The sequence below is a fragment of the Anaerobacillus sp. QJM3NY_17 genome, from assembly GCF_056173665.1.
Map to the genome: position 1 here is coordinate 4,334,949 of NZ_CM149685.1, position 22,034 is coordinate 4,356,982.

Sequence of the window (22,034 nt, forward strand, 5' to 3'; positions counted from 1 at the left end):
CCGCTGCCTTTCTTTTTTTTATTTATTCATTTTATCAAGAAATCCGCCGAGCAAATCATCTGCGCTTTCTTCTTCCTCTACCGCTGAACTTTGCTCCTGTTGCGCCTGATCCCAATCAAAATTCATCAAATCATCATCAGACGACTTGGAAGGTGCTTCAATCGGTTCATAAACGTCTTTTGGCATAGTCCTTTTCGAAACTTCATCTTGCAAATAAAGCGCCTGATCAATATCAATCGAGTTGCTGTTAAAAGATGCAAGGAGTGATGCAGCCCGCACTGGATCAGATAAAATTTGGTAAACGATGTTGCCAAGAAGCGCTTCTGAATGCTCATGCTTAAGCCAATCTCGTTGGGCTTTGCTTAATCCCTTAGGCAAAGGCACAGTAATAGCATCATTATCGCGCCTTATCGTTTGCGTGACACCATCTAACACATACTCCGCAACGCGGCTTGAGAAGTTACGCTTTTCTTCGTCCTTTAACTTCTGAAGCTGCTTTAGAATATGATCAGGTGTATCAGAGGGAAGACGAAATGTAATCGCCTGTCCTCTCTGAATCCCCGTCATCCCCGCCTTTTTCATCAAATCACCCTACTAGTTTTTGACCTTGTTCTTTTCTTCTCTCTTTTCCTGGGGCTTGTCTTTATTATTCTTACGATTAAAGTCAGAGATGAGCTTGTAGTAAGCATTCGACATCATCCAAATGCTTTCTTTTTCATCTTCAAAGAAATCAATATTGTAGCCATCAAGATTGTTATTCAATGTTTTAAGGTAATCTTTTAGAACAATGGAGCCACCACCAACGAAATAGCAGATTTCAGATTGAGAGTTCTTCTGCCAAACGTTACGAAGATGGCGATATTGCTTCTTAGCTAGTTCTAGTAAAATGCGATCCGTAATATCATGAACGCTTGTACGACTTCCGCGAACCATAATATGATTACGATCGTTTTTCTTCGTAATAATATCTACTACGTCTCGACGGCTGTCGAGCTCCACACCATGCTTAGAGCGGATTTCCTCACGAATGGCTTCTAGTGACTCAGCAACTCCAAGATTAAAGCCCTGCGCCTTATCATCGTCGACATTACGATTCTTAATAACCGCGATGTCAGTAGAAAGACCACCGATATCTTGAATCAAAATACGCTTATCAATTAAGTCTTTATTAATGATGTTTAAATCGCTGTCCATTACAAGATTAATGTAAGCAGCAAAACCTTCAGGGTAGACCTTCACTTCATCAAATTTAATATTAACTTTCTTTCCTTGGTACTTAGGCGTTACAAGAAATTCTACCTGGTGGACGGATCCTAGAAGTCTTGAGCGATATCCAACGTCCTTTCCTTCTTTCACTTCACGTAGTGGAAGTCCTGTACCAAGCGTGTAATTCGCATCCACAACGCCGTTCTGATTTCTGAAATTTGCTGAGTTCTTTGGATCAACAGCATCTAGAGCAAGTGATGCAAACAACATTACAAGAGTTTGATCCTCTTCTGATTTTGCGCTTCCTGGATCTAATTCTGTTGGGTTGTCACTCTTTGTCGCCAGATTGCCAACCCGATAGATCGCGTTGTTATCTTGTAGAGCAGGGGAGTGTACACGAATATGAATGCCATCAAGCGGATCTTTAGTATCCAACTCTTCAATTCCAATTACAGGGCGATCTTCTATATCTCTAGCAATTACGTTTGGTATGTATAGATCAGATTCAAGTTTTCCATAGATTCCTTTTAACGAGTCGTTACCTACATCGACTGCTGCAATTCTTGAATTACTCATAAAATAATCCATCCTTTCATATTTGAAATCTAGTATTTCTACTATTAACTTAAAATTTATAGAAATTTGCAAATGAAGTCAATGAGTCATTCTATCTAGTTTACAAATTTGTGTACTTGTACACAAATACGTTTACATGTGTACACTTTCTGTATACACGTAAACAATTATGTTTACATCCCTACAAATCAACATGCGTACACTTTTGTATACTTGTGTACGTTTTTCGTTTACAAGTACACGATTTTGTTTGCATGTGTACGTTTTCTGTATACATTACTTTTTAAGTTCTACTCGTCTTTTTAAGTTCCCCCTAATATTCTTTACAATCTATAGATTTTAAGCAGAAACACTAAATCAACTTATTGAAATCCTAAAGAAAGGAAGAGTAAAACAAACTAAGTCTTTTCTGTAAAGGTTCTGTAAAGGTTCGGAAGTAGAAATAGAAAAAGGAAGATGAGAGAAACTAATCCCTCCCCTTCCCTTCAAACACGTTACATTAATGAGGCAACTCCTGCCCAAAACCATATTTTCAAACCTAACGTAACAATTCCCGTAACTAACCCTGTAACGGCAAATCCTTTCTTAAGAGGGTTTTTCTTCGCAATTACTCCAAAAATGATGGCCAATATTGCCAAAGGATAAGGAATAATTGGCACTAGAAAAAGCACAAGTCCAATAATACCTAACACCATCGAAGATACCGCGAGACCATTGCTCTCTGGTTGTGGAGCTACATTCACATTTCCTTCCATATCAATTCCCCCCTAAAAATCATCTCTTTTTAGAAACCTATTTTTTTACATAATTGAATTTATTAAAGTGGCATTGATTTTATTCCATTAAAAAAAGCATGTAGCAATTAATTGCTACATGCTTTTTTTGTGTATTTTTCAACTAAGCCAAATATAATCAGGGTTTCTTTAGCAAATAAGGCTACAAATCCTCCTCTATTTCATCACAACTTAACTATAAGCGGGCTCACTTTCATTGAGAGCAAGCGTCTGTACTATTGAGGCATTGATTTCCTTGAATAATTCAGGATTTTCTCCTAGTAACTTGCCATATGAAGGTATTATTTCTTTAATTTTGGGTTCCCAATCAGCCATCATCTCTGGGAAACATCGCTCGAATATCTCAAGCATAACGTGTACAGCAGTAGAAGCACCTGGAGAAGCGCCAAGAAGCGCAGCAATGGAACCGTCAGAGGAACTAACAATCTCTGTTCCAAATTGAAGCGTTCCTTTTCCTCCACCTTCCGTATCTTTAATTACTTGCACACGTTGACCAGCCGTTACGATATCCCAATCTTCACTTTTGGCAGTTGGAATAAATTCACGTACTTCTTCCATACGTTTTTCATCTGATAACATGACTTGTTGCACTAAATATTTTGTAAGGCCCATCTCTTTTAAACCAGCAGCCATCATTGTTAACACATTATTGGGCTTAACTGAGCCTATTAAATCCAAATTTGACCCGCCTTTTAAGAACTTTGGTGAAAAGCCCGCAAATGGTCCAAACAACAAGCTTTTTTTGTTATCAATATATCTTGTATCAAGGTGAGGAACAGACATAGGAGGAGCGCCAACTTTGGCTTTTCCATACACTTTTCCATGATGCTTCTCAATCACCTCAGGATTATTGCATACCATGAAGAGTCCGCTTACCGGGAATCCGCCAATATGTTTTGACTCAGGAATACCAGTCTTCTGTAGTAGTGGTAGACTACCTCCTCCACCGCCGATAAAGACGAAATCAGCTGTGTGATACTCAAGATTATCGTTGTCGATATCCTTTACCTTTACTTCCCAAATGCCATCACTATTTCGTTTAATATCTTCTACGCTATGCTTATAGTGAAGTTCTACATTTTCACCTTCTAAATGCTCAAACAGCATGCGCGTTAACGCTCCAAAATTGACATCTGTACCAGAGTCAATTTTTGTCGCAGCAATCGGTTCATCTGACGTTCTTCCATCCATGATGAGTGGAATCCATTCTTTCAGTTTCTCAGGATCGTCCGAAAATTCCATTCCTTTAAACAATGGGTTAGCTGACAACGCTTCCAATCGCTTTTTCAAAAATTTTACATTATCTTCCCCATGAACAAGGCTCATGTGAGGAAGAGGCTTGATAAAGTCCTGTGGTTTATCAATCAATTGATTGTTTACTAAATAAGACCAAAATTGTTTTGAAAGCTGAAATTGCTCATTGATTTTGACAGCTTTCTCAATGTCTATCGACCCATCGGTCTTTTCAGAAGTATAGTTTAGTTCACATAGTGCAGAATGGCCTGTCCCCGCATTATTCCATTCATTAGAACTTTCTTCTCCTGCACTTCCTAGTTTTTCAAATACTTTAACGTTCCAATCAGGTGCTAATTCTGTCAGTAATGATCCCAAAGTCGCACTCATGACTCCAGCACCAATTAAGATAATGTCTTTTTTTTGATTCTTGCTCATGATACCCTTCCTTGTCTCATTTATTTGTAATAAAAAGAATAGGCGCTCATGCTCACATGTCATAAAAAGCAAGGCGACTCTTAGGTACACAACATGTTCTATCTTAATTATACCTTATCATAGTCAATTGTTATAATTGTAGAAAAAATATCTAATAATCTGATGCGTTTTTACTAATTTTTACACGTTATTTGAAGAATAAGAGGCTTGAAAAACAATACAGAAACTAACATCGGAAATTATAAAGTTAAATAAGGTAGGATCATTCTTATTTAAAAAAATTTACTATCCCAGGTAGCTTAAAGACCAACTTCTACCATGAAAAATAAATATTATCCAAGATAGAATTCCTAACAAACCAAATTCTTGTTTGGAATCACACTAACTATTTTCCCTTTTAGCCCCGTCATTAACCGTTTTGAAGTCTGTTTGTTCTTATCCAGAGGTTATAGAGTTTTGATTTGTTTCTATGTCGATTTACTTAAACACAAGACGACTCTTCCTCTTGCACTTTTCATTGAATGCTTTTAAAGTATATAATGGTTAAATTCAGTCTAACTAGTAATGGATAAGATAGAAACATTATTACTTTTTAATTTTGGGAACTTGTTTTCCCTTAAGGAAAGGGTTCAGATATACTATGAAAGATAATTTTTGGCACGAGTTGCCTCGACCATTTTTTGTTCTTGCTCCAATGGAAGCTGTGACGGATGTTGTTTTTCGACATGTTGTGAGTGAAGCAGCGAGACCTGACGTGTTTTTTACAGAGTTCACCAATACTGCAAGCTACTGCCATCCGAGAGGAAAAGACAGCTTAAGAGGACGATTGACATTCACAGAAGATGAACAGCCAATTGTTGCCCATATTTGGGGAGACAAGCCCGAATACTTCCGAGAAATGAGCATTGGCATGGCAGAAATGGGTTATCGTGGAGTGGATATCAATATGGGCTGTCCTGCTCCTAATGTTGCCACTAAAGGGATGGGATGCGGACTCATTCGTCGTCCTGATGTTGCAGCGGACATCATCCAGGAAGCGAAAGCGGGGGGATTGCCCGTCAGCGTAAAGACTCGCCTTGGTTATACGGAAGTGGAAGAATGGCGTCACTGGCTGAAGCACCTTCTAGAACAGGATATTGTTAATCTTTCCATCCATCTTCGTACGAAAAAGGAAATGAGTAATGTTGATGCGCATTGGGAGCTGATTCCGGAGATCAAGAAACTTCGAGATGAAGTTGCCCCAAATACGCTTCTGACGATTAACGGCGATATTCCAGACCGTCAGAAGGGACTTGAACTTGTTGAGAAGTATGGCGTGGATGGCGTTATGATCGGGCGTGGGATTTTCCATAATCCGTTTGCTTTTGAAACAGAGAAGAAAGAGCATACGAGTGAAGAATTGCTTGATCTTCTTAGATTGCAGCTCGATTTACATGATAAATATTCAGCAGAACTAGAAACGCGTCAGTTTATAACGCTTCGCCGCTTTTTTAAGATCTATGTAAAAGGATTCCGTGGCGCAAGTGAATTAAGGAATCAGCTTATGAGCACTGAATCCACTGATGAAGTGCGTGCTCTTCTTGATGAATTTAAAGAAAAAGAAAGATCAAATAAAAGTGAAAATTTTTCTATTTCTTGAGTAAAGTTTGAGTCATTTGAACCAAATCGTTCTTAGATTGTTACAGGAGAGGAGAGCCATTCGTGCTTTTCTCTCTTTTTTATAAGACTATGTTAATAAACCATTTTGATTTTTCCTCATTGAAACTCTGTGATGAGCAATCGCATTGAGCAAAAACCAAGAATCAACAGAAGAAAGCTGGTCTGGCTTCAATATGGAGGCTTGACCCCATTTCTTTAAAGCTTTATCAGATGTAATGTCAGACAATTTATATCTGTTACTTTTAAAAATTTAATATAAAAGCCGGTTTCTCCCGCACTTTTCAAGTATAATGGACCATATTCTGATAATGCATATAATATTTCTTGGAGAGAATTCTATACATATGACGAAAAACCAAAAACGAGGTTGAAAAATGAGTAAAAAAAGTTTTGCAGAATATCATCTAAGCGAAGAAATAAAAAGAGCACTAGCTGTGCTAAAATACGAAACGCCAACAGAAGTTCAAAGTGAAGTTATTCCATTAGCATTAGAAAATCAAGATCTTGTCGTAAAAGCTCAAACAGGAAGTGGAAAGACTGCTTCCTTTGGTATTCCTGTTTCCGATATGATTGAATGGGAAGAAAAAAAACCACAGGCCTTAATTCTTACTCCTACTAGGGAGCTTGCGGTTCAAGTCCGCGAAGACATTACGAATATCGGAAGGTTTAAACGCATTAAAGCAGTGTCCGTTTATGGCAAAGAACCTTTTACGAAACAAAAGGATGAATTGAAACAAAAAACTCATTGCGTCGTTGGTACTCCTGGACGGGTCATGGACCATATTGAACGAGAAACTCTAGCTTTGGATCAAATAAAGTATCTTATCATAGACGAAGCTGATGAGATGCTTAATCGAGGTTTTATCGATAAAGTAGAAGCGATTATGAAAGAGCTGCCTTCAAACCGAGTAACAATGGTTTTTTCTGCTACCTTGCCTAAAGATGTTGAAAATCTATGCCATAAATATATGAACGATCCGATTCAGATTGAGATTGAATCGGACGGGATGACAGCCGATACCATTGAACATTCTTTAATTGAAGTGAGAGAAGAAGAAAAGATCTCACTCCTTAAAAGCATCACGGTTGTAGAAAATCCAGACAGCTGCCTCATTTTCTGCAGAACCAAAGAACACGTTGATTCTGTGTATAGCGAACTAGAGAAATCTGGATACCCTTGCGAGAGACTCCATGGGGGGCTAGAACAAGAAGACCGGTTCTCTGTTATGGAAGGTTTCAAACTGGGGAACTTCCGCTATCTCGTGGCTACCGATGTAGCTGCGAGAGGTATTGATATTGATAATGTGACACTTGTTATCAACTACGACGTTCCTATGGAAAAAGAGAGCTATGTACACCGAACAGGAAGAACCGGTCGCGCTGGAAATAAAGGAAAAGCCATTACGTTTTCGACGCCTTTTGAAGGAAAGTTCATTAAAGCAATTGAAAGATACATCGGCTTTGAGCTACCAGTTATAGAAGCTCCAAGCCATCTGGAACTGGCTGGCAAAAAAGCAGCTTTCGAAGAAAAACTTAACAGCAGACGCATTGTAAGAAATAATAAAACAGCCCGCATCAATCAAGATATTATGAAACTCCATTTCAGCGGCGGTAAAAAGAAGAAAATTCGTGCTGTTGATTTTGTTGGAACGATCGCAAAAATCTCTGGAGTCACTGCAGAGGATATCGGCATTATAACCATCCATGATCATATGTCCTATGTTGATATTCTGAATGGCAAGGGCTCACTAGTTCTACAGGCCATGGAGAATGCGACTATCAAAGCAAAGAATTTAAAAGTGAGCATAGCCATTAAATAAAATATTTATAGAAATCCTTAAATCCCCCTCACCTTTAAAGATGAGGGGGATATTTGCTTCTATATGAGATTAAAAGAGACATGATGACCCCAGTGTTTGGTCTAGCCAAGTTTAGCTCCTACTGTACTGAATACAATGAGAACAAAGTAATATGTTTTCTCCGGAAAAACTTGAGATTTTGACTCTATTCTTTTATATCCACATTTACTTATGATACGGTTCGCCTCTATTAATCTTAAACGCACGATAAACCTGCTCAACTAGAATAAGCCTCATTAGCTGATGAGGAAAAGTCATCTTAGAGAAGGAAAGCGTGTCATTTGCTCTCTTGAGAACATCATCACTTAAACCAAGGGAGCCTCCAATAACAAAAGCTACCTTACTCTTTCCATATGTTGCGAGCTGGTCAAGGTCGCGTGCTAACTGTTCAGAAGTTTTCATTTTTCCTTCAATAGCTAAGGCAATTACGTGAGCATCAGGTGAAATTTTGCTCATAATGCGATCACCTTCCGCCTTTTTCACCTGAAGCATTTCAGTGTCACTTAGGTTCTCTGGAGCTTTTTCATCTGAGACCTCGATCACTTCTACTTTTGCGAAAGGACCGAGACGTTTCGTATATTCCGCAATCCCCTGCTTTAAATATTTTTCTTTCAGTTTCCCCACAGTAACAATACTTATGTTCAAAAGTTATCCACACCTATCCTTTTTTCTTAAATCCACAGCCGATAAACAAGTTATCCACAGAAATTATCCACATATACACATTTTTCACCCACATGTCGTGACCGAATATTAGTTCGATACCATATATGTTGCGCTGTTTTTGCAATACTCACATGTTGTGGACAACTCATTTGATTCTTTCTCAAGCTCTTCTAATACAGGGAAACTTTCTGTTTCATCAACCATTACATCAAGAGCCAATTCAACATGATCTTTACAGCAATATATTTTCATTCTACCTCTCCTTCATTTCACTTATCCACTGTGCATAAGTTTCTCCAAAAAGAAACAGGAGAGTTCCCCCTCCTGCACTATTTAAGAGCTTTGCTGCTCGGCAAGTGTCACTTCTACTTCTTGTTTCGTACCTTCACGATAGACTGTTAATTTCACTCGGTCTCCAATTTCTTTTTTTGTGTAAAGAAATTTACGAAGGTCGATTGAATTCTTAATTTTTTCTCCATCCATTGCTGTTATAACGTCAAGCTCTTTTAAGCCCGCAATATCACCTGAAGAAGTAGGAAAAACACTCATAACTACGACTCCATAATCGACTTTATCTGGCAACTTTAGTGATTCACTCCAGTGATAGGTAGGAATCTCTGAGAGTGATTTTGTTCCTATTCCTATTTGAGGCCTTCTGACTTCGCCATACGACTCTAGATCATTAATGATAGGCTCAGCGATATTGATTGGAATCGAGAAGCCAATTCCCTCTACGCTTGATTGAGCGATCTTCATTGAGTTAATCCCTACTAATTGACCTGAGATGTTAATTAACGCTCCTCCACTGTTACCTGGGTTAATAGAAGCGTCTGTTTGAATTACATCAGCATTCCAATCAATTGTCCCATTCTGATCGGTATCTACTGGAAATGAACGCTCAGGGTTGCTAATAATACCTTGTGTGACGGTCCCTTCAAGAAAGCCTAATGGATTACCGATGGCTATAGCTGGTTCACCTGGCTTGAGGGTATCCGAGTCACCAAATTCAGCAACCATTGTAACGGCCTCAGAAGGGATTTTAAGGACGGCAAGGTCCATTAGAGGGTCAGTGCCTACAAGCTCTGCAGAAACGCGCTTTTCGGCGTTTAAGCTCACTTCAAGCTGCCCTGCACCTTCAACCACGTGATTGTTAGTAACAACAAATGCCTCTCCGCCTTCTTTTTTATAAATAACGCCTGATCCTGCTCCAGCTTCTCCGTAATCCTCTGCCCAGAAATCTGTTTTTTGTAAATTAATCACCCCGACAACCGCTTCGCTTACATTCGCAACAGCTGACGTAATGTCATTTGTTACATCAATACTAATATCTTTAGTAATCGCCCGCTGTTCCGACTTCACTTCCGCTTCTTCATCTTGCGGTGGTTGAATATCAGGCAGCACGCCTACATCCGAGAGAGCAGGCACAGTAAAGAGAATAAGTAATGCGCCTAGAATGGCACCAATCAGTCCAGCCATAAATGCGCCGCCGCGATTACCGTTCTGTCGCATCGGTCGATTGTTTTCATCACCATCATAATAGCCCAAATTCTTCACCAATCCTTTCAGTTAAAAAAGGAGACCTCAGAATCAAGACTAATCTATCTTACTTGCCCTCACTCAAGCTTCTCGTTATAACTTCGTAACAAGTGTTGGCGCAGCAGGATCTGTATCATATAGAGCAATCTGCTCCCCGACTGCAAAGCCGTTTTGTTCAAGGGTTTGCTGGACAGAAAGTCTTGCCAGGTCTTTCATGTTATTATCTTTACTTAAATGGGCTAAATAAATACGCTTTGTTTGATCACCAATTATATCTGATAGGGCAGCTCCCGCATCTTCATTAGAAACGTGACCCATGTCACCTAAAATTCGTCTTTTCACATTCCATGGATAGCGCCCCATCATAAGCATATTGATGTCATGATTTGACTCAAATACAAGCATATCTGAATTGCGAATCGTTCCTTTGATTCGATCACTCACATATCCAAGGTCTGTCGCGATACTAAGTTTCTTACCTTCGTGATGAAAGGCATAAAACATCGGCTCGGCTGCATCATGGGAGACACCAAATGATTCGACATCAAGATCGTCAAAAGTTTTCACAGTATCCATATCAAACTGAAACTTTTGTTCTACTGGTATTGCACCAATTAGACCTGACATCGCTTCCCACGTTTTTGCATTTGCATATATAGGCAGCTTATACCTTCTTGCAAAAATGCCAAGACCTTTAATATGATCGCTATGTTCATGAGTCACAAGCAACCCATCTAGATCCTTTGGATCGAGATGGGCTTTTGCGAACAGTTCTTCAAGTTTTTTTCCACTTAATCCAGCATCTACAAGAAGCTTATGCTTCTCTGTACCAACATAAATGGCGTTACCAGTGCTTCCGCTTGCAAGCACACTAAATTCAAGAGACATATTCCATTCCTCTCCTACTTATCGCTTGTTACCGTTTTAGGCTTAGAAGGATCCGGTTTCTCACTGTCATCTGAATCCTCCTCATCCTCTTGCTCATTGGTTTCGACCTCTTTAGGATCACTAAAGACTGTTTTCTCAATCGCATTGACATAATAGTTCTGAATTGGTTTATCCTTGTTTTCGTTCTTAACGACAACATGCCAAGTTGGAACGAAAACAAATGTATCGCGGTCATCCTCGTTCGTAACCGTTGTGTAATAGCCAATTGACATGTCTTCTACTTTGTCATTTAAAGAAATATCCTGCTGATTCACAAGAAGCCCAATCGTTTCAGAAGCTGGATCGATTTTACGTTCTTTGCCGATTTTCTTTAAGTTCAAGTATGTTTGCGTATAAGAGACAACCTTGTCATCTTCAAGCGTAACAATTAGCATACCTGAATCCTGGCTATAAATAGGACGATCTTCAAAGGTTTCCGCGAAATAAATAATGTTTGGATTATTCTCATCACGGGCGTAAAACTGATACTTCCCACCTTCATACACATACGTCTCTAGAAATATTGAAAAGGCAGAAGGCTCGTCCGGATCGCTTATCGGGAACGGCTTCTTAAGAGTGGAGATTAACTTTCGTCCATCAAGCGTAATGTCCTGACTTGTTCCCTCTTCTAACGTTTTCTCTTCTTGCTCTGTAAATTCATGAACGTCTCCACTAATGAAAGACATCTTCTCCGTTTGAACAGGAAGGTTTTTCTCATATGTGACGTTTAAATTCTTTAATTGATCTTCAATCGTAACCTGCTCATACTGCTCGAGATCACTTAATTCGGTTTGCTTCTTAAATAAATCACTAGCTAGAAAGATATTAAACACAAGAAACGTTAATATTAATATCGTTTTCGTTCTATTCCAATCCAACTGATTCCCCTCCCTGTTCATTGCTAATGGATTGTAGCGGTGTCCAGGAATTGTTCAACTTCACATACCATTGGGGAATAAGTGTAAACTCATAATTTTGTTCTGCTGACCGATCAATTGTGAAACCCATTGTTATGTTTTGTATTTCGGTTTTCTTAAAACTTCCCTCGTCTAGTAGAGAAAGGACTTCTTCATAACTCGGTAGCATACGATCTCCAATTTCTCTAGCGTATTGAATAACCTTCAACATTCGCTTGTACGTGCTAACATCATCATTTTCAAGAGTTACATCAATCTCATCAAGATCTTCTGTTGAAGAGCTATAGACTGGATAGCCACCCGTATATAGTCGGAAGGTAATTTGATCTGTATTGTTATCAGAAGATCTGATCCATTCGTTCAGCACATATTCATCATCATCGTAATCGGTGATACGAAAACCAAAATGCTTATTGATAAATCCATAGGCATCCAGAATAGGAGATTCATTCGATACATACCGACTTGTTGTAGAAGGTGGATTCTTAAACACCATAAATTCATTTTCATGACTAAACGTTAAGTCTCGGCTACCGTCAGTATAAAGATCAGAAATATTGTTGAATGAGTTCTTCTCAACACGATCTTGTTCAGGAAAAAGCGCTTCTTTAAAATCTTCTTCATTTGCTAGCTCATCGGAACTTCCTCCGAACGCCGCTAAAGAAGGACCTTGTATCGGAATATAAAAAGTCGGTAGCTCGTCAGAAACTTGAAACGATTTGGCACGAAAGATCTTATTTTCTTCAGCTTCACTACTATTAACCTCAAAAGAAGAGAAGACGTTTGAATACCATTCTTTTATATCATTCGAAGCTTCAACCGTAGCTCGCATTCCATCACCATTGGATGTATTGAGGAAAATGATTTCATTGTTTTTACCTGATGCAATAGACGGAATGATAATGCGATCGAATGTCGACAAAGGAATATCGTCTTTCGAAATGCTCACTAGTTTCTTCAAAACGTCATTTGAAAGCAATGTTGGAAAAATAAGCTCTACGCTATTGCCGGTCTCCCGTATACTTTTCATATCATTCTCCATCGTAAAGGACTTGATTTTCATTCCGGAGATAAATTCATTGTAAAAAGAATCAATGGTATTGGAATAAAAGGAAGTAAAATGTTGATTATCAATGTGATAAACGAGCTGATTTGGTTTTACAACTTCATTGATACTTACTTCCTTAATACCAACAGGACTTGCTTCTGTAGGAGCAGCTTCCTTTTCGTACTCAGGTTCGAATGTCCAAATCTGCCACGTTAGAAACAAGCTAGTTAAAACGAGAACATTTAGTAAAACGGTTTTAAAGTTCTCAAATTGTTTCTTCGTCATTCTCACTTGTCTTCGACCTCCCTTATTCGCTTATAAGGGAGAGTAAAGTAGATCGTTGTTCCATGTCCCCACTTACTCTCTGCCCAGATATCCCCATGATGGGCATGGATCATTTCCTTGGCAATAGCCAAACCAAGTCCAGTTCCTCCAAGCTGCCGTGAGCGAGCTTTATCTACACGATAGAACCGATCAAAGATCTTCGAAAGATTATTTTTGGGTATGCCAACACCTTCATCACTAATGCTGATTCGGATCTTCTTCCCAATCGTCCAGCATCTTGCTGTGATAGTACCTCCATCCGGGGAGTACTTAATCGCATTAGAAATAATGTTATCAAGCACCTGTGTCATTTTGTCCTTATCCACTTTTGTGTAAATCGCTAAACGCGGAAGCTGCCTTACAATTTCAATATTCTCTCGCTTCGACATCTCAAAGCGATCAAGCACATGATCAAACATCTCAACGAAATCGACTTCCGTAAACTCAAGATGATACTCTTTCTTATCCATTTTAGAAAGCTGTAATAGATCATTAACTAACCTGATCATACGCTCTGTTTCATTTTGCGTGACGCTTAAGAAGCGCGGAGCAATTTCAGGATCCTGCAAGGCTCCCTCCTGAAGCGCCTCAAGGTAACTTCTCATCGTTGTAAGAGGCGTACGTAACTCATGTGACACATTCACTACAAATTCACGTCGTTCCTGTTCAAGCTGTTCTTGCTCGGTAATATCATGAAGGACAGCAATCAATCCATTAATTGGACCGTCTTCTTTATGGATAATAGAAAAGTTAACTCGAATAATAAACGTTTGTTGATCATCACTTAAATCTAGAATCATTGAGTCAGGACCATTGTAAACATCATCCCACGTCTTCTCTTCAGCGAACTGAAGAATTTTGTTTAGTGATGTTCCAAGAACCGTTTCACGTGAAACGTTCATCATTTCCTCAGCACGATCGTTCATTAGAATGATCATACCTTCTCGGTCTGTAGCAATAACACCATCCGTCATATAAGCAAGCACAGATGTAAGTTTACGTCGCTCTCCTTCTGTAATGGCATTAGCTTCTTGAAGCCTTCTTGTTAAATCATTAAAGGCAAGCGCAAGCTGTCCAATCTCATCTTCTCCATACACCTTCACTTTTCGAGTGAAATCGCCTCTGGCCATCACAAGTGCTTGTTTTCTCATATCCGAAATTGGCCTTGTTATCGTACGAGAGATAATAATACCAAGTAGGCCTGTCAGTACCAGGGCAATCAAGGCAGATTGAGCCAATAAACTATTCACTTCATCTGCTTGTTCAAATACCTGATTCATATTTGCCTGAATGTAAACCGCTCCAACAGTAGTGTTCGTTTCACCTTTAATAGGATAGCCATAAGCTAAAAACCGCTCTCCTTCACTATCAAGAAGGATTTCTTGTTCAGCTACACCATTTAATGCACTATCCACGAAATCATTCGTTGCACGTGTTCCTTCTAGACCATCATCATTAAGCGTACCGACTACTTGACCTAATGAATCAACTACTAGAATTTGACGAATTTCATTTTGGCTAAAATTTCTAATCAAGTTATTAATCGTATCATCTTCTTCATCGCTCTTACTGTTCACCTGATCAGAGACATTATCAGCTAGAAGCTCAGCACGATCGCGAATGGAACTAGCGTAGTTACTCTGAAACTGCTCTTCTAACTTGTCGTTAAAATAAACAGAGATAAACTGGATGGCAACAAGAATAAGAAGGACATAAACAATCGCAAACTTAAAATGAATGGATTTAAAAAAACCGACCTTTCCCATCTAAAGTTTACTGCTCCTGTTCCGGTTCACGCATATAGTAGCCAACGCCACGTCTTGTAATAATCCATGTCGGATGGCTTGGATTATCTTCGACTTTCTCGCGTAATCGACGTACTGTTACATCTACTGTTCTAACATCGCCAAAATAATCATATCCCCAAACAGTTTGTAACAAATGCTCTCGGGTCATAACTTGACCTATATGTTTTGATAAATAATGTAGCAATTCAAATTCTCTATGTGTTAACTCAATTGATTCTTCACGCTTCGTAACAAGATAAGCATCTGGATGAATCGTTAGCGCACCCACTTTAATAAGCGAGTTCGGTGAAGATTCTTTCTCAGGCTCCTGCTGACGACGGCGCAAATTGGCTTTTACACGCGCAATAAGCTCACGTGTACTGAAAGGCTTTGTCACATAATCATCAGCACCAAGCTCAAGACCTAGCACTTTATCAATTTCAGAATCCTTTGCCGTTAACATAATAATTGGCATTTCATATTTTTTACGAACTTCACGACAAACTTCCATTCCGTCACGTTGAGGTAACATGATATCAAGAAGAATCATATCCGGATTCTCTTCCTCAACTTTAGCAATGGCCTCGTCTCCATCGTAAGCACAAACCACCGTAAAGCCTTCCTTCTCAAGATTAAATTGCAGAATATCTGCAATTGGTTTTTCATCATCTACAACAAGAATTTTCTTGTCCATTATGAACGCTCCTTCTTTGATATGACAATATCAATTTACCGTTGATATGAAACATGCATACTTTTGTCTATTTTATCATATTATGTAGGTTTTATTACGATTCCCTACCGCTCTTCCCTTAACTTCTATAAGAGAAACGCTACGTCCTTTCTCTTTCGTCTTATAACACCGTTACCTAATGGCTTTATGAAGTCCTACTAATGCATTCGCCATTCAAACACATCTTTCGCCAGGAAGCCATAAAAGAAACCTTCAGTTTTCACTGAAGGTTATTTTTTCACGTAATTCATTGGATTTTCAAGATCACCGTTCTTATATACTTCAAAATGAAGATGAATACCTGTTGAATCCCCTGTAGTACCCATAACTCCAATTTTGTCACCTTTCTGAACCGTATCGCCAACTGAGACAGAAATGGACGCCAGGTGAGAATAAGTTGTTTTTAAACCGTTATTGTGATTAACAGTAACCTGGTTCCCATAACCACTTCGCGTACCTGCAGCTGTAACCTTTCCATTATCCACTGTACGGATTGTTTTATCCGATACCCCCGCAATATCGATTCCTTTATGGTAAGATCCCCAGCGATCGCCCTGCTTACTTGTAATTGTTCCTCCTACAGCAGGCCATGCAAATGAACCAGTTCCTTTTGATGGAATTACCTTTGTTCCAATTTTAATTACCTCATCTACAGGTTCCTTAGAAACGTCTTCTTTCACAACTTTCTTTTCAACGGCTTTTCCATTTTCACGTTTTACTTTATAAGTAACAGTCTTCTTACCCTTTTCTCCATCTTGCGTTACTTTCTTCTCACCCTTTAAGAGAGAATCACTTTTCTTTTTAGTAACTTGATATGGAATTTCTTTTGTTTTTTCAATTTCTACCGTTTCCATCACGTTTACAAATTTATTCTTCTCAAGAACGTTTAATTGATCACCCTTCTTTATCTCATCCTCACTAGAAAGGTTATTTTTCTCCATTAATTCTTTAACATCCATCTTAAACTTTTTAGCTACTTGTTTAAGAGATTGGTTTTCTGTAACTTTATATGTTACCTCTTCTTCAAAACCTGATTTAAGGAGGGACACTCCTTCCTCCTCCGTTAAAATATCCTCTGGGTTCACTTCATTCTTTTCAACTGTAAACGGTTGTGAGAGCTCAACAGCATCGATCGGATGAGGCTTATCACCTGATTCGAATACATTCAGACTTGTTCTCTCAATTTCCTTCACTTTATCATCAGTAAGTAAGGACTTAGCGTACTCCCATAGAGCATCTTTTGCTTGTTCCTCACTTACGAAGCTCCCTACCTGCTCTCCATCAAAAGAGAGGGTATACCCTTCACCAGTAAACGTAATTTCTTCATCTAATTGCTCGAGTGCTTCCTTATTGTCAACTGAAGGTTTAAATAAGCGTTCCGTCACAACCTCCACGTCATTCTCAACTGATAACTTCACACCATTTGCCTCTTGTTCGTTTTTTAATTCCTTTATATTCTCGTTCAACACCGCTCGACTATCTACAGTGCCTACGTTTTCTCCATCTATATAAACGTGATAAACAGGCTTCATGAGATTATAAACTGATGCACCAACTGGTTCTATCCAAAAAAGTGTACTAACACTCGTTACAATGACTGAAAGTTGTATAAAACGACGTACATTTATTTTTTTCATGCGACTTCCCCCTGCTATAGCTAAAACTATCTTTTTACTCACGTTTCGCACTTTATCATATACAGGAAGTCACATGGGTACAAATACTCAACTTGTAATAAAAATGTAGTCATTTCGTCACGATCGTGGCAACTCATACCAGAAAACTGGAAGGTTCTTCATCGATTACCTTACACTTTAAATAAGGATCACGACTGCAGGAAATAGTTCGCTTTTAAAAATCAACAACAAAAAAACGCATACCCCTCAATGAGAGATATGCGATATATGTACGTTGTTAATTGAAAAATAATGGTGGCTCCGGACGGAATCGAACCGCCGACACGTGGATTTTCAGTCCACTGCTCTACCGACTGAGCTACAGAGCCATATAAGATATACTGTCCATCAGCTTATGCTGTGTAAAACCTCTGTCCCTTCCTCTACAAGCCTTGCTTTGAAGCTAGCTGTGTCGGGACAACTCGTCGGAAATTCGATGAAGCTTTGCTCGTTGCTCTACCGACTGAGCTACAGAGCCATATTACTAATTCCATTTAATAGATTAAATGGCGGTCTCGACGGGAATCGAACCCGCGATCTCCTGCGTGACAGGCAGGCATGTTAACCGCTACACCACGAGACCAAGTTATGAGTGTATTTTGCTCACTTACGTTAGAAAGTAGTTACATCTAGCAGTGAGTTTAGGTTGCCCCTAAAGGGACTACCATTAAATTTTATCATCGATGTTTAATCGACGTAGTTAAAATTTTTATTTGGTTGCGGGGGCAGGATTTGAACCTGCGACCTTTGGGTTATGAGCCCAACGAGCTACCGAACTGCTCCACCCCGCGACGATATGAATGAAAGATTGCTGCACTTGCTTCTTTATGCTGTGCACTGTTTCGTCCTCTGCAAGATTATGCTCCGATGCGTATCCGTCGAAACAACTCGATGTTGATTCAATGAAGTAACGCTCGTTGCTCCACCCCGCGACGATATGTATCATTTTCATCTAAAGAAAATGGTGAGCCATGAAGGACTCGAACCTTCGACCCTCTGATTAAAAGTCAGATGCTCTACCAACTGAGCTAATGGCTCGTCATAAGTATCTTGTAACGACGACAAGATTTATCATATCATTGGATTTCATAAAAAGCAAGAGATCTTGAAAAGAAAATAAAAAAACAGCCATGGAGTAAGTTAACCCTGTCTTAATTTACCCCTTTGCCTGTTTATTTAATCGCTCTTTCATCATTTCACGAATTTCTTGTTTCCGACGATGACGTTTAATGGCGAAACGATTGACCTCTTGAAAAATGAGTGAGGATTCCTTATCCGTTTTGAGATGAAACTTCACACCAAAAAAGTGGCTTGCTCTTGTGTTTGGATCATTAGGGTCGTTTGGCTTCCCCCACACCACTTCACCTGTAATGCGAAATGGTTCATCATTTAACTTAATCGAAAACTCCATATTCGTATGCATTGGCGCTTCAAAATCTACAGAAAAACCAATACCTTCGAGTCCGATATCATGAATATAAATTTTATGGTTAAAATCCGTAGCGACAGGTGTGTTCTTTTCAATAATTCTCATCCTTGCAGCAAAAGGAACGTCAAGCTGCTGACGAAAGACCTGTCTTTTATTCCGACTCATGCGAACACCTCATCAAAGTTTAACAATTTTGATAGTCCAAGTTTACCACAAAAATCGTTTTTCTGCAGAATTTTCCAACTTCTAATGTTCTAAAAAAAGCTGGCAGTCTCAGCTGCCAGCTCGATCAATTAAGCAAAAACGCCACGAATCATATTTGTTTGATTACGGTCTGGACCTACTGAGAAGATTGATAATGGAATACCTGTCAATTGTGAAACACGCTCAATGTAGTGACGTGCGTTAGGTGGTAAATCACCAAGGTTTTTCACACCAGTAATATCTTCTGTCCAACCAGGCATTTCTTCATAAACAGGTTCACATTCAGCAAGAACCTTAAGGCTTGCTGGGAACTCTTCAATAACTTCACCTTTGTACTTATATGCTGTACAAATTTTAAGCGTTTCGATGCCAGTCAGTACATCAATGGAATTTAGAGAAAGATCGGTAATTCCGCTTACGCGGCGTGCATGTCGTACTACAACGCTGTCGAACCAGCCAACTCTGCGCGGTCTGCCAGTCGTTGTACCATATTCATTTCCTACTTCACGAATTTGGTCGCCTACTTCATCATGAAGCTCAGTAGGGAACGGGCCGTCACCTACTCGTGTCGTATAAGCCTTCGAAACACCAACAACATGATTAATTTTACTAGGTCCTACACCTGAACCAATTGTAACCCCACCAGCAATTGGATTTGAAGACGTTACAAATGGGTATGTACCCTGATCGATATCAAGCATGACACCTTGTGCACCTTCAAATAGAACACGACGCCCTTCATCAATGGCATCATTAAGGACCACTGAAGTATCTACAACATACTTTGCAATCTTTTGGCCGTATTCGTAGTATTCTTCAAGAATATCTTCTTTTTTAAAGCCTTCAACTTCATACATTTTCTCTAGAAGACGATTTTTATCAGTTAGGTTACGCTCCAGCTTCTCTTCAAATACTTCTCTGTCAAGAAGATCACAAATACGGATTCCCACTCTTGCAGCTTTGTCCATATATGCTGGGCCAATTCCTTTTTTCGTTGTGCCAATTTTATTTTCGCCTTTGTACTCTTCTTCCACGACATCAAGCTTCAAGTGATAAGGAAGAATAACATGTGCGCGATTGCTAATGCGCAGGTTATCTGTATTAATATTGCGTTCATGTAAATAGGCAAGTTCTTCAAGAACAGCTTTTGGATCAACAACCATTCCGTTTCCGATGACACAAATTTTATCGTCATAAAAAATTCCTGATGGAATCAAGTGAAGTTTGTACTTCGTATCATTAAATACAATTGTATGTCCTGCATTGTTTCCACCCTGATAACGAGCGACAACTTCTGCATTTTCCGAGAGGTAATCCGTAATCTTTCCTTTACCTTCATCGCCCCACTGTGTTCCTACCACAACTACTGATGGCATTTGAGCACCTCCAGATGCTTCCTACGATTAATTCATCAAGAAGCATACTTCTTTTTTTAAAAAACCCAGGGTAAGTGTACCAATTTGATGGTTGTAAGTCAACAAACCCGAACAATTATATAAATAAATATAATTATGTTCGTTATTTAGTTATTCCTTTCGAATAAAAATAAGACAAATGTAGTGCTTTTATTATGCTCATTTTTGTGAACTATAATAAAAAAGCCTCATAAAAGAGGCTTTTTTAGGCACCTGGTGGCATGTCACCTTCATCATGACGCCTTTCCAGGTTAACGAATTTATTGTATTCTTTCACAAATGCAAGCTCTACTGTTCCAACTGGACCATTTCGCTGCTTTGCAATAATAATTTCAATGATGTTTTTATTTTCCGATTCCTTATCATAATAATCATCTCGGTATAAGAACGCGACAATATCAGCATCCTGCTCAATACTTCCAGATTCACGTATATCAGACATCATTGGTCTTTTATCCTGTCTCGACTCAACTCCACGAGAGAGCTGTGATAGTGAAATGAGAGGTACTTCAAGTTCACGTGCAATGCCTTTTAAGGACCTCGATATTTCGGAAACTTCTTGTTGTCTGTTCTCCCCAGATCCATTACCACGAATAAGCTGCATATAATCAATTAGAATCATGCCAAGGCCCTTCTCCTGCTTCAAGCGTCGACATTTAGCACGAATATCACCAACTCGTATACCAGGAGTATCATCAATATAAATACCGGCATTTGAAAGACTACCCATAGCCATCGTCAGCTTCTGCCAGTCATCTCCTGTCAGTCCACCTGTTCGAAGACGTTGTGCATCAATATTCCCTTCAGCACAGAGCATACGCATAACAAGCTGTTCAGCACCCATCTCAAGACTAAAGATCGCAACATTTTCATCCGTTTTCGTAGCGACGTTTTGAGCAATGTTAAGAGCAAAAGCTGTCTTACCTACAGAAGGTCTTGCTGCAACGATAATCAAGTCATTTCGTTGAAAGCCTGCGGTCATTCGATCAAGCTCAGAAAACCCTGTAGGAATGCCTGTAATATCTTCCGTACTGTTTTGTAGCATTTCAATATTGTCATAGGCAGTTACAAGAACATCTTTAATAGATATAAATGCTCCTGTATTCTTTCGCTGAGAAACCTCCATAATGGATTTCTCAGCTTCTGATAGAAGGTTTTCAATCTCATTTTCTTTCGCATATCCATCGGAAGCTATATCAGTGGCGGCGCGAATAAGTCTTCTTAAGATTGATTTCTCTTCTACAATTTTAGAATAATACTCAACGTTCGCAGCCGTAGGAACTGAATTAGCCAGATCACTTAGGTAAGATACTCCACCAATTTCTTCAAGAATTTTAAGATCCTGCAGCTCTGATGTAACCGTGACAAGATCGACAGGCTCACCCTTCTCGGAGAGATCAATCATGACAGAGAAAATCTTCTGATGTGCCGCTCTATAAAAGTCTTCTGGCTGCAATACTTCCGTTGCTGTTGTCAGAGCATCAATTTCTAAGAAAACAGCACCGATTACCGCTTGTTCAGCTTCTATATTTTGAGGTGGCGTACGATCAGCAAATAAATCACTCATGTTGTTTTCCCCCTGAGCATTTCGCTATTTTCCACCCGTG

Annotated in this window: 18 protein-coding genes and 4 tRNA genes; 2 read left to right on the forward strand and 20 right to left on the reverse strand. The window is 39.3% G+C overall.

Going from position 1 to position 22,034, the window contains the following annotated elements:
• Positions 1-18 precede the first annotated feature (18 nt).
• The 4 genes from AC0VYV_RS22115 to mqo all read right to left on the reverse strand — a co-directional run bounded on the left by AC0VYV_RS22115 (position 19) and on the right by mqo (position 4,310).
• On the reverse strand, positions 19-582 hold the full coding sequence (locus AC0VYV_RS22115) for a hypothetical protein (protein ID WP_194218181.1): 564 nt from the start codon (positions 580-582) through the stop codon (positions 19-21).
• 12 nt (positions 583-594) lie between these two features.
• Entirely contained in the window at positions 595-1,782 is a 1,188-nt protein-coding gene (locus tag AC0VYV_RS22120) for a ParM/StbA family protein (protein ID WP_194218180.1), read from the reverse strand.
• A 494-nt stretch (positions 1,783-2,276) separates the two neighbouring features.
• The gene (locus tag AC0VYV_RS22125; RefSeq protein ID WP_194218179.1) at positions 2,277-2,537 is read right to left on the reverse strand and encodes a DUF4190 domain-containing protein; all 261 of its coding nucleotides are present in this window, start codon (positions 2,535-2,537) and stop codon (positions 2,277-2,279) included.
• A 210-nt stretch (positions 2,538-2,747) separates the two neighbouring features.
• Positions 2,748-4,310, reverse strand: coding sequence for a malate dehydrogenase (quinone) (gene mqo, locus AC0VYV_RS22130; RefSeq protein WP_475374325.1), 1,563 nt, complete (start codon positions 4,308-4,310; stop codon positions 2,748-2,750).
• A gap of 577 nt (positions 4,311-4,887) precedes the next feature.
• On the opposite strand from mqo, the gene AC0VYV_RS22135 reads away from it, so the two are divergent.
• On the forward strand, positions 4,888-5,886 hold the full coding sequence (locus AC0VYV_RS22135; protein WP_475366259.1) for a tRNA dihydrouridine synthase: 999 nt from the start codon (positions 4,888-4,890) through the stop codon (positions 5,884-5,886).
• A 394-nt stretch (positions 5,887-6,280) separates the two neighbouring features.
• Positions 6,281-7,726 carry a DEAD/DEAH box helicase gene (locus AC0VYV_RS22140; protein ID WP_475374326.1) on the forward strand — a complete coding sequence of 482 codons (1,446 nt, stop codon included), beginning with the start codon at positions 6,281-6,283 and terminating at the stop codon, positions 7,724-7,726.
• 204 nt (positions 7,727-7,930) lie between these two features.
• On the opposite strand, the gene rlmH is transcribed toward AC0VYV_RS22140, so the two are convergent.
• The 16 genes from rlmH to dnaB all read right to left on the reverse strand — a co-directional run bounded on the left by rlmH (position 7,931) and on the right by dnaB (position 21,994).
• A complete protein-coding gene (gene rlmH, locus AC0VYV_RS22145) occupies positions 7,931-8,410 on the reverse strand; it encodes a 23S rRNA (pseudouridine(1915)-N(3))-methyltransferase RlmH (RefSeq protein ID WP_194218174.1) in 480 nt (159 codons plus the stop codon).
• 108 nt (positions 8,411-8,518) lie between these two features.
• A complete protein-coding gene (locus AC0VYV_RS22150) occupies positions 8,519-8,683 on the reverse strand; it encodes a CxxH/CxxC protein (RefSeq protein WP_475366261.1) in 165 nt (54 codons plus the stop codon).
• Between the two features lie 81 nt (positions 8,684-8,764).
• Entirely contained in the window at positions 8,765-9,976 is a 1,212-nt protein-coding gene (locus AC0VYV_RS22155) for a S1C family serine protease (protein ID WP_475374327.1), read from the reverse strand.
• 84 nt (positions 9,977-10,060) lie between these two features.
• Complete coding sequence (locus tag AC0VYV_RS22160) at positions 10,061-10,855, reverse strand: MBL fold metallo-hydrolase (RefSeq protein WP_194218171.1); 795 nt, start codon at positions 10,853-10,855, stop codon at positions 10,061-10,063.
• Positions 10,856-10,869: 14 nt separating this feature from the next.
• The gene (locus AC0VYV_RS22165) at positions 10,870-11,772 is read right to left on the reverse strand and encodes a two-component system regulatory protein YycI (protein WP_194218170.1); all 903 of its coding nucleotides are present in this window, start codon (positions 11,770-11,772) and stop codon (positions 10,870-10,872) included.
• A complete protein-coding gene (locus AC0VYV_RS22170; protein ID WP_475374914.1) occupies positions 11,759-13,144 on the reverse strand; it encodes a YycH family regulatory protein in 1,386 nt (461 codons plus the stop codon). Before AC0VYV_RS22170 ends, AC0VYV_RS22165 begins: the two co-directional genes overlap by 14 nt.
• 2 nt (positions 13,145-13,146) lie before the next feature.
• Positions 13,147-14,949, reverse strand: a complete 1,803-nt coding sequence (walK, locus tag AC0VYV_RS22175) for a cell wall metabolism sensor histidine kinase WalK (RefSeq protein ID WP_194218168.1) — start codon at positions 14,947-14,949, stop codon at positions 13,147-13,149.
• A gap of 7 nt (positions 14,950-14,956) precedes the next feature.
• Positions 14,957-15,664 (reverse strand): response regulator YycF, encoded by a 708-nt coding sequence (gene yycF, locus AC0VYV_RS22180; RefSeq protein ID WP_098445599.1) that lies wholly within the window; start codon positions 15,662-15,664, stop codon positions 14,957-14,959.
• Positions 15,665-15,933: 269 nt separating this feature from the next.
• On the reverse strand, positions 15,934-17,340 hold the full coding sequence (locus AC0VYV_RS22185; RefSeq protein ID WP_475366263.1) for a peptidoglycan DD-metalloendopeptidase family protein: 1,407 nt from the start codon (positions 17,338-17,340) through the stop codon (positions 15,934-15,936).
• Between the two features lie 292 nt (positions 17,341-17,632).
• Positions 17,633-17,708 (reverse strand) — tRNA-Phe (locus AC0VYV_RS22190).
• 178 nt (positions 17,709-17,886) lie between these two features.
• Positions 17,887-17,962: transfer RNA gene (locus AC0VYV_RS22195), tRNA-Asp, on the reverse strand.
• 131 nt (positions 17,963-18,093) lie between these two features.
• A tRNA-Met gene (locus AC0VYV_RS22200) sits at positions 18,094-18,170 on the reverse strand.
• A 171-nt stretch (positions 18,171-18,341) separates the two neighbouring features.
• Positions 18,342-18,417 (reverse strand) — tRNA-Lys (locus tag AC0VYV_RS22205).
• 118 nt (positions 18,418-18,535) lie between these two features.
• Entirely contained in the window at positions 18,536-18,973 is a 438-nt protein-coding gene (locus AC0VYV_RS22210) for a PilZ domain-containing protein (protein WP_194218166.1), read from the reverse strand.
• Between the two features lie 128 nt (positions 18,974-19,101).
• Positions 19,102-20,388, reverse strand: coding sequence for an adenylosuccinate synthase (locus AC0VYV_RS22215; protein WP_194218165.1), 1,287 nt, complete (start codon positions 20,386-20,388; stop codon positions 19,102-19,104).
• 244 nt (positions 20,389-20,632) lie between these two features.
• Positions 20,633-21,994, reverse strand: a complete 1,362-nt coding sequence (gene dnaB, locus AC0VYV_RS22220) for a replicative DNA helicase (protein ID WP_194218164.1) — start codon at positions 21,992-21,994, stop codon at positions 20,633-20,635.
• Between the last annotated feature and the right edge of the window lie 40 nt (positions 21,995-22,034).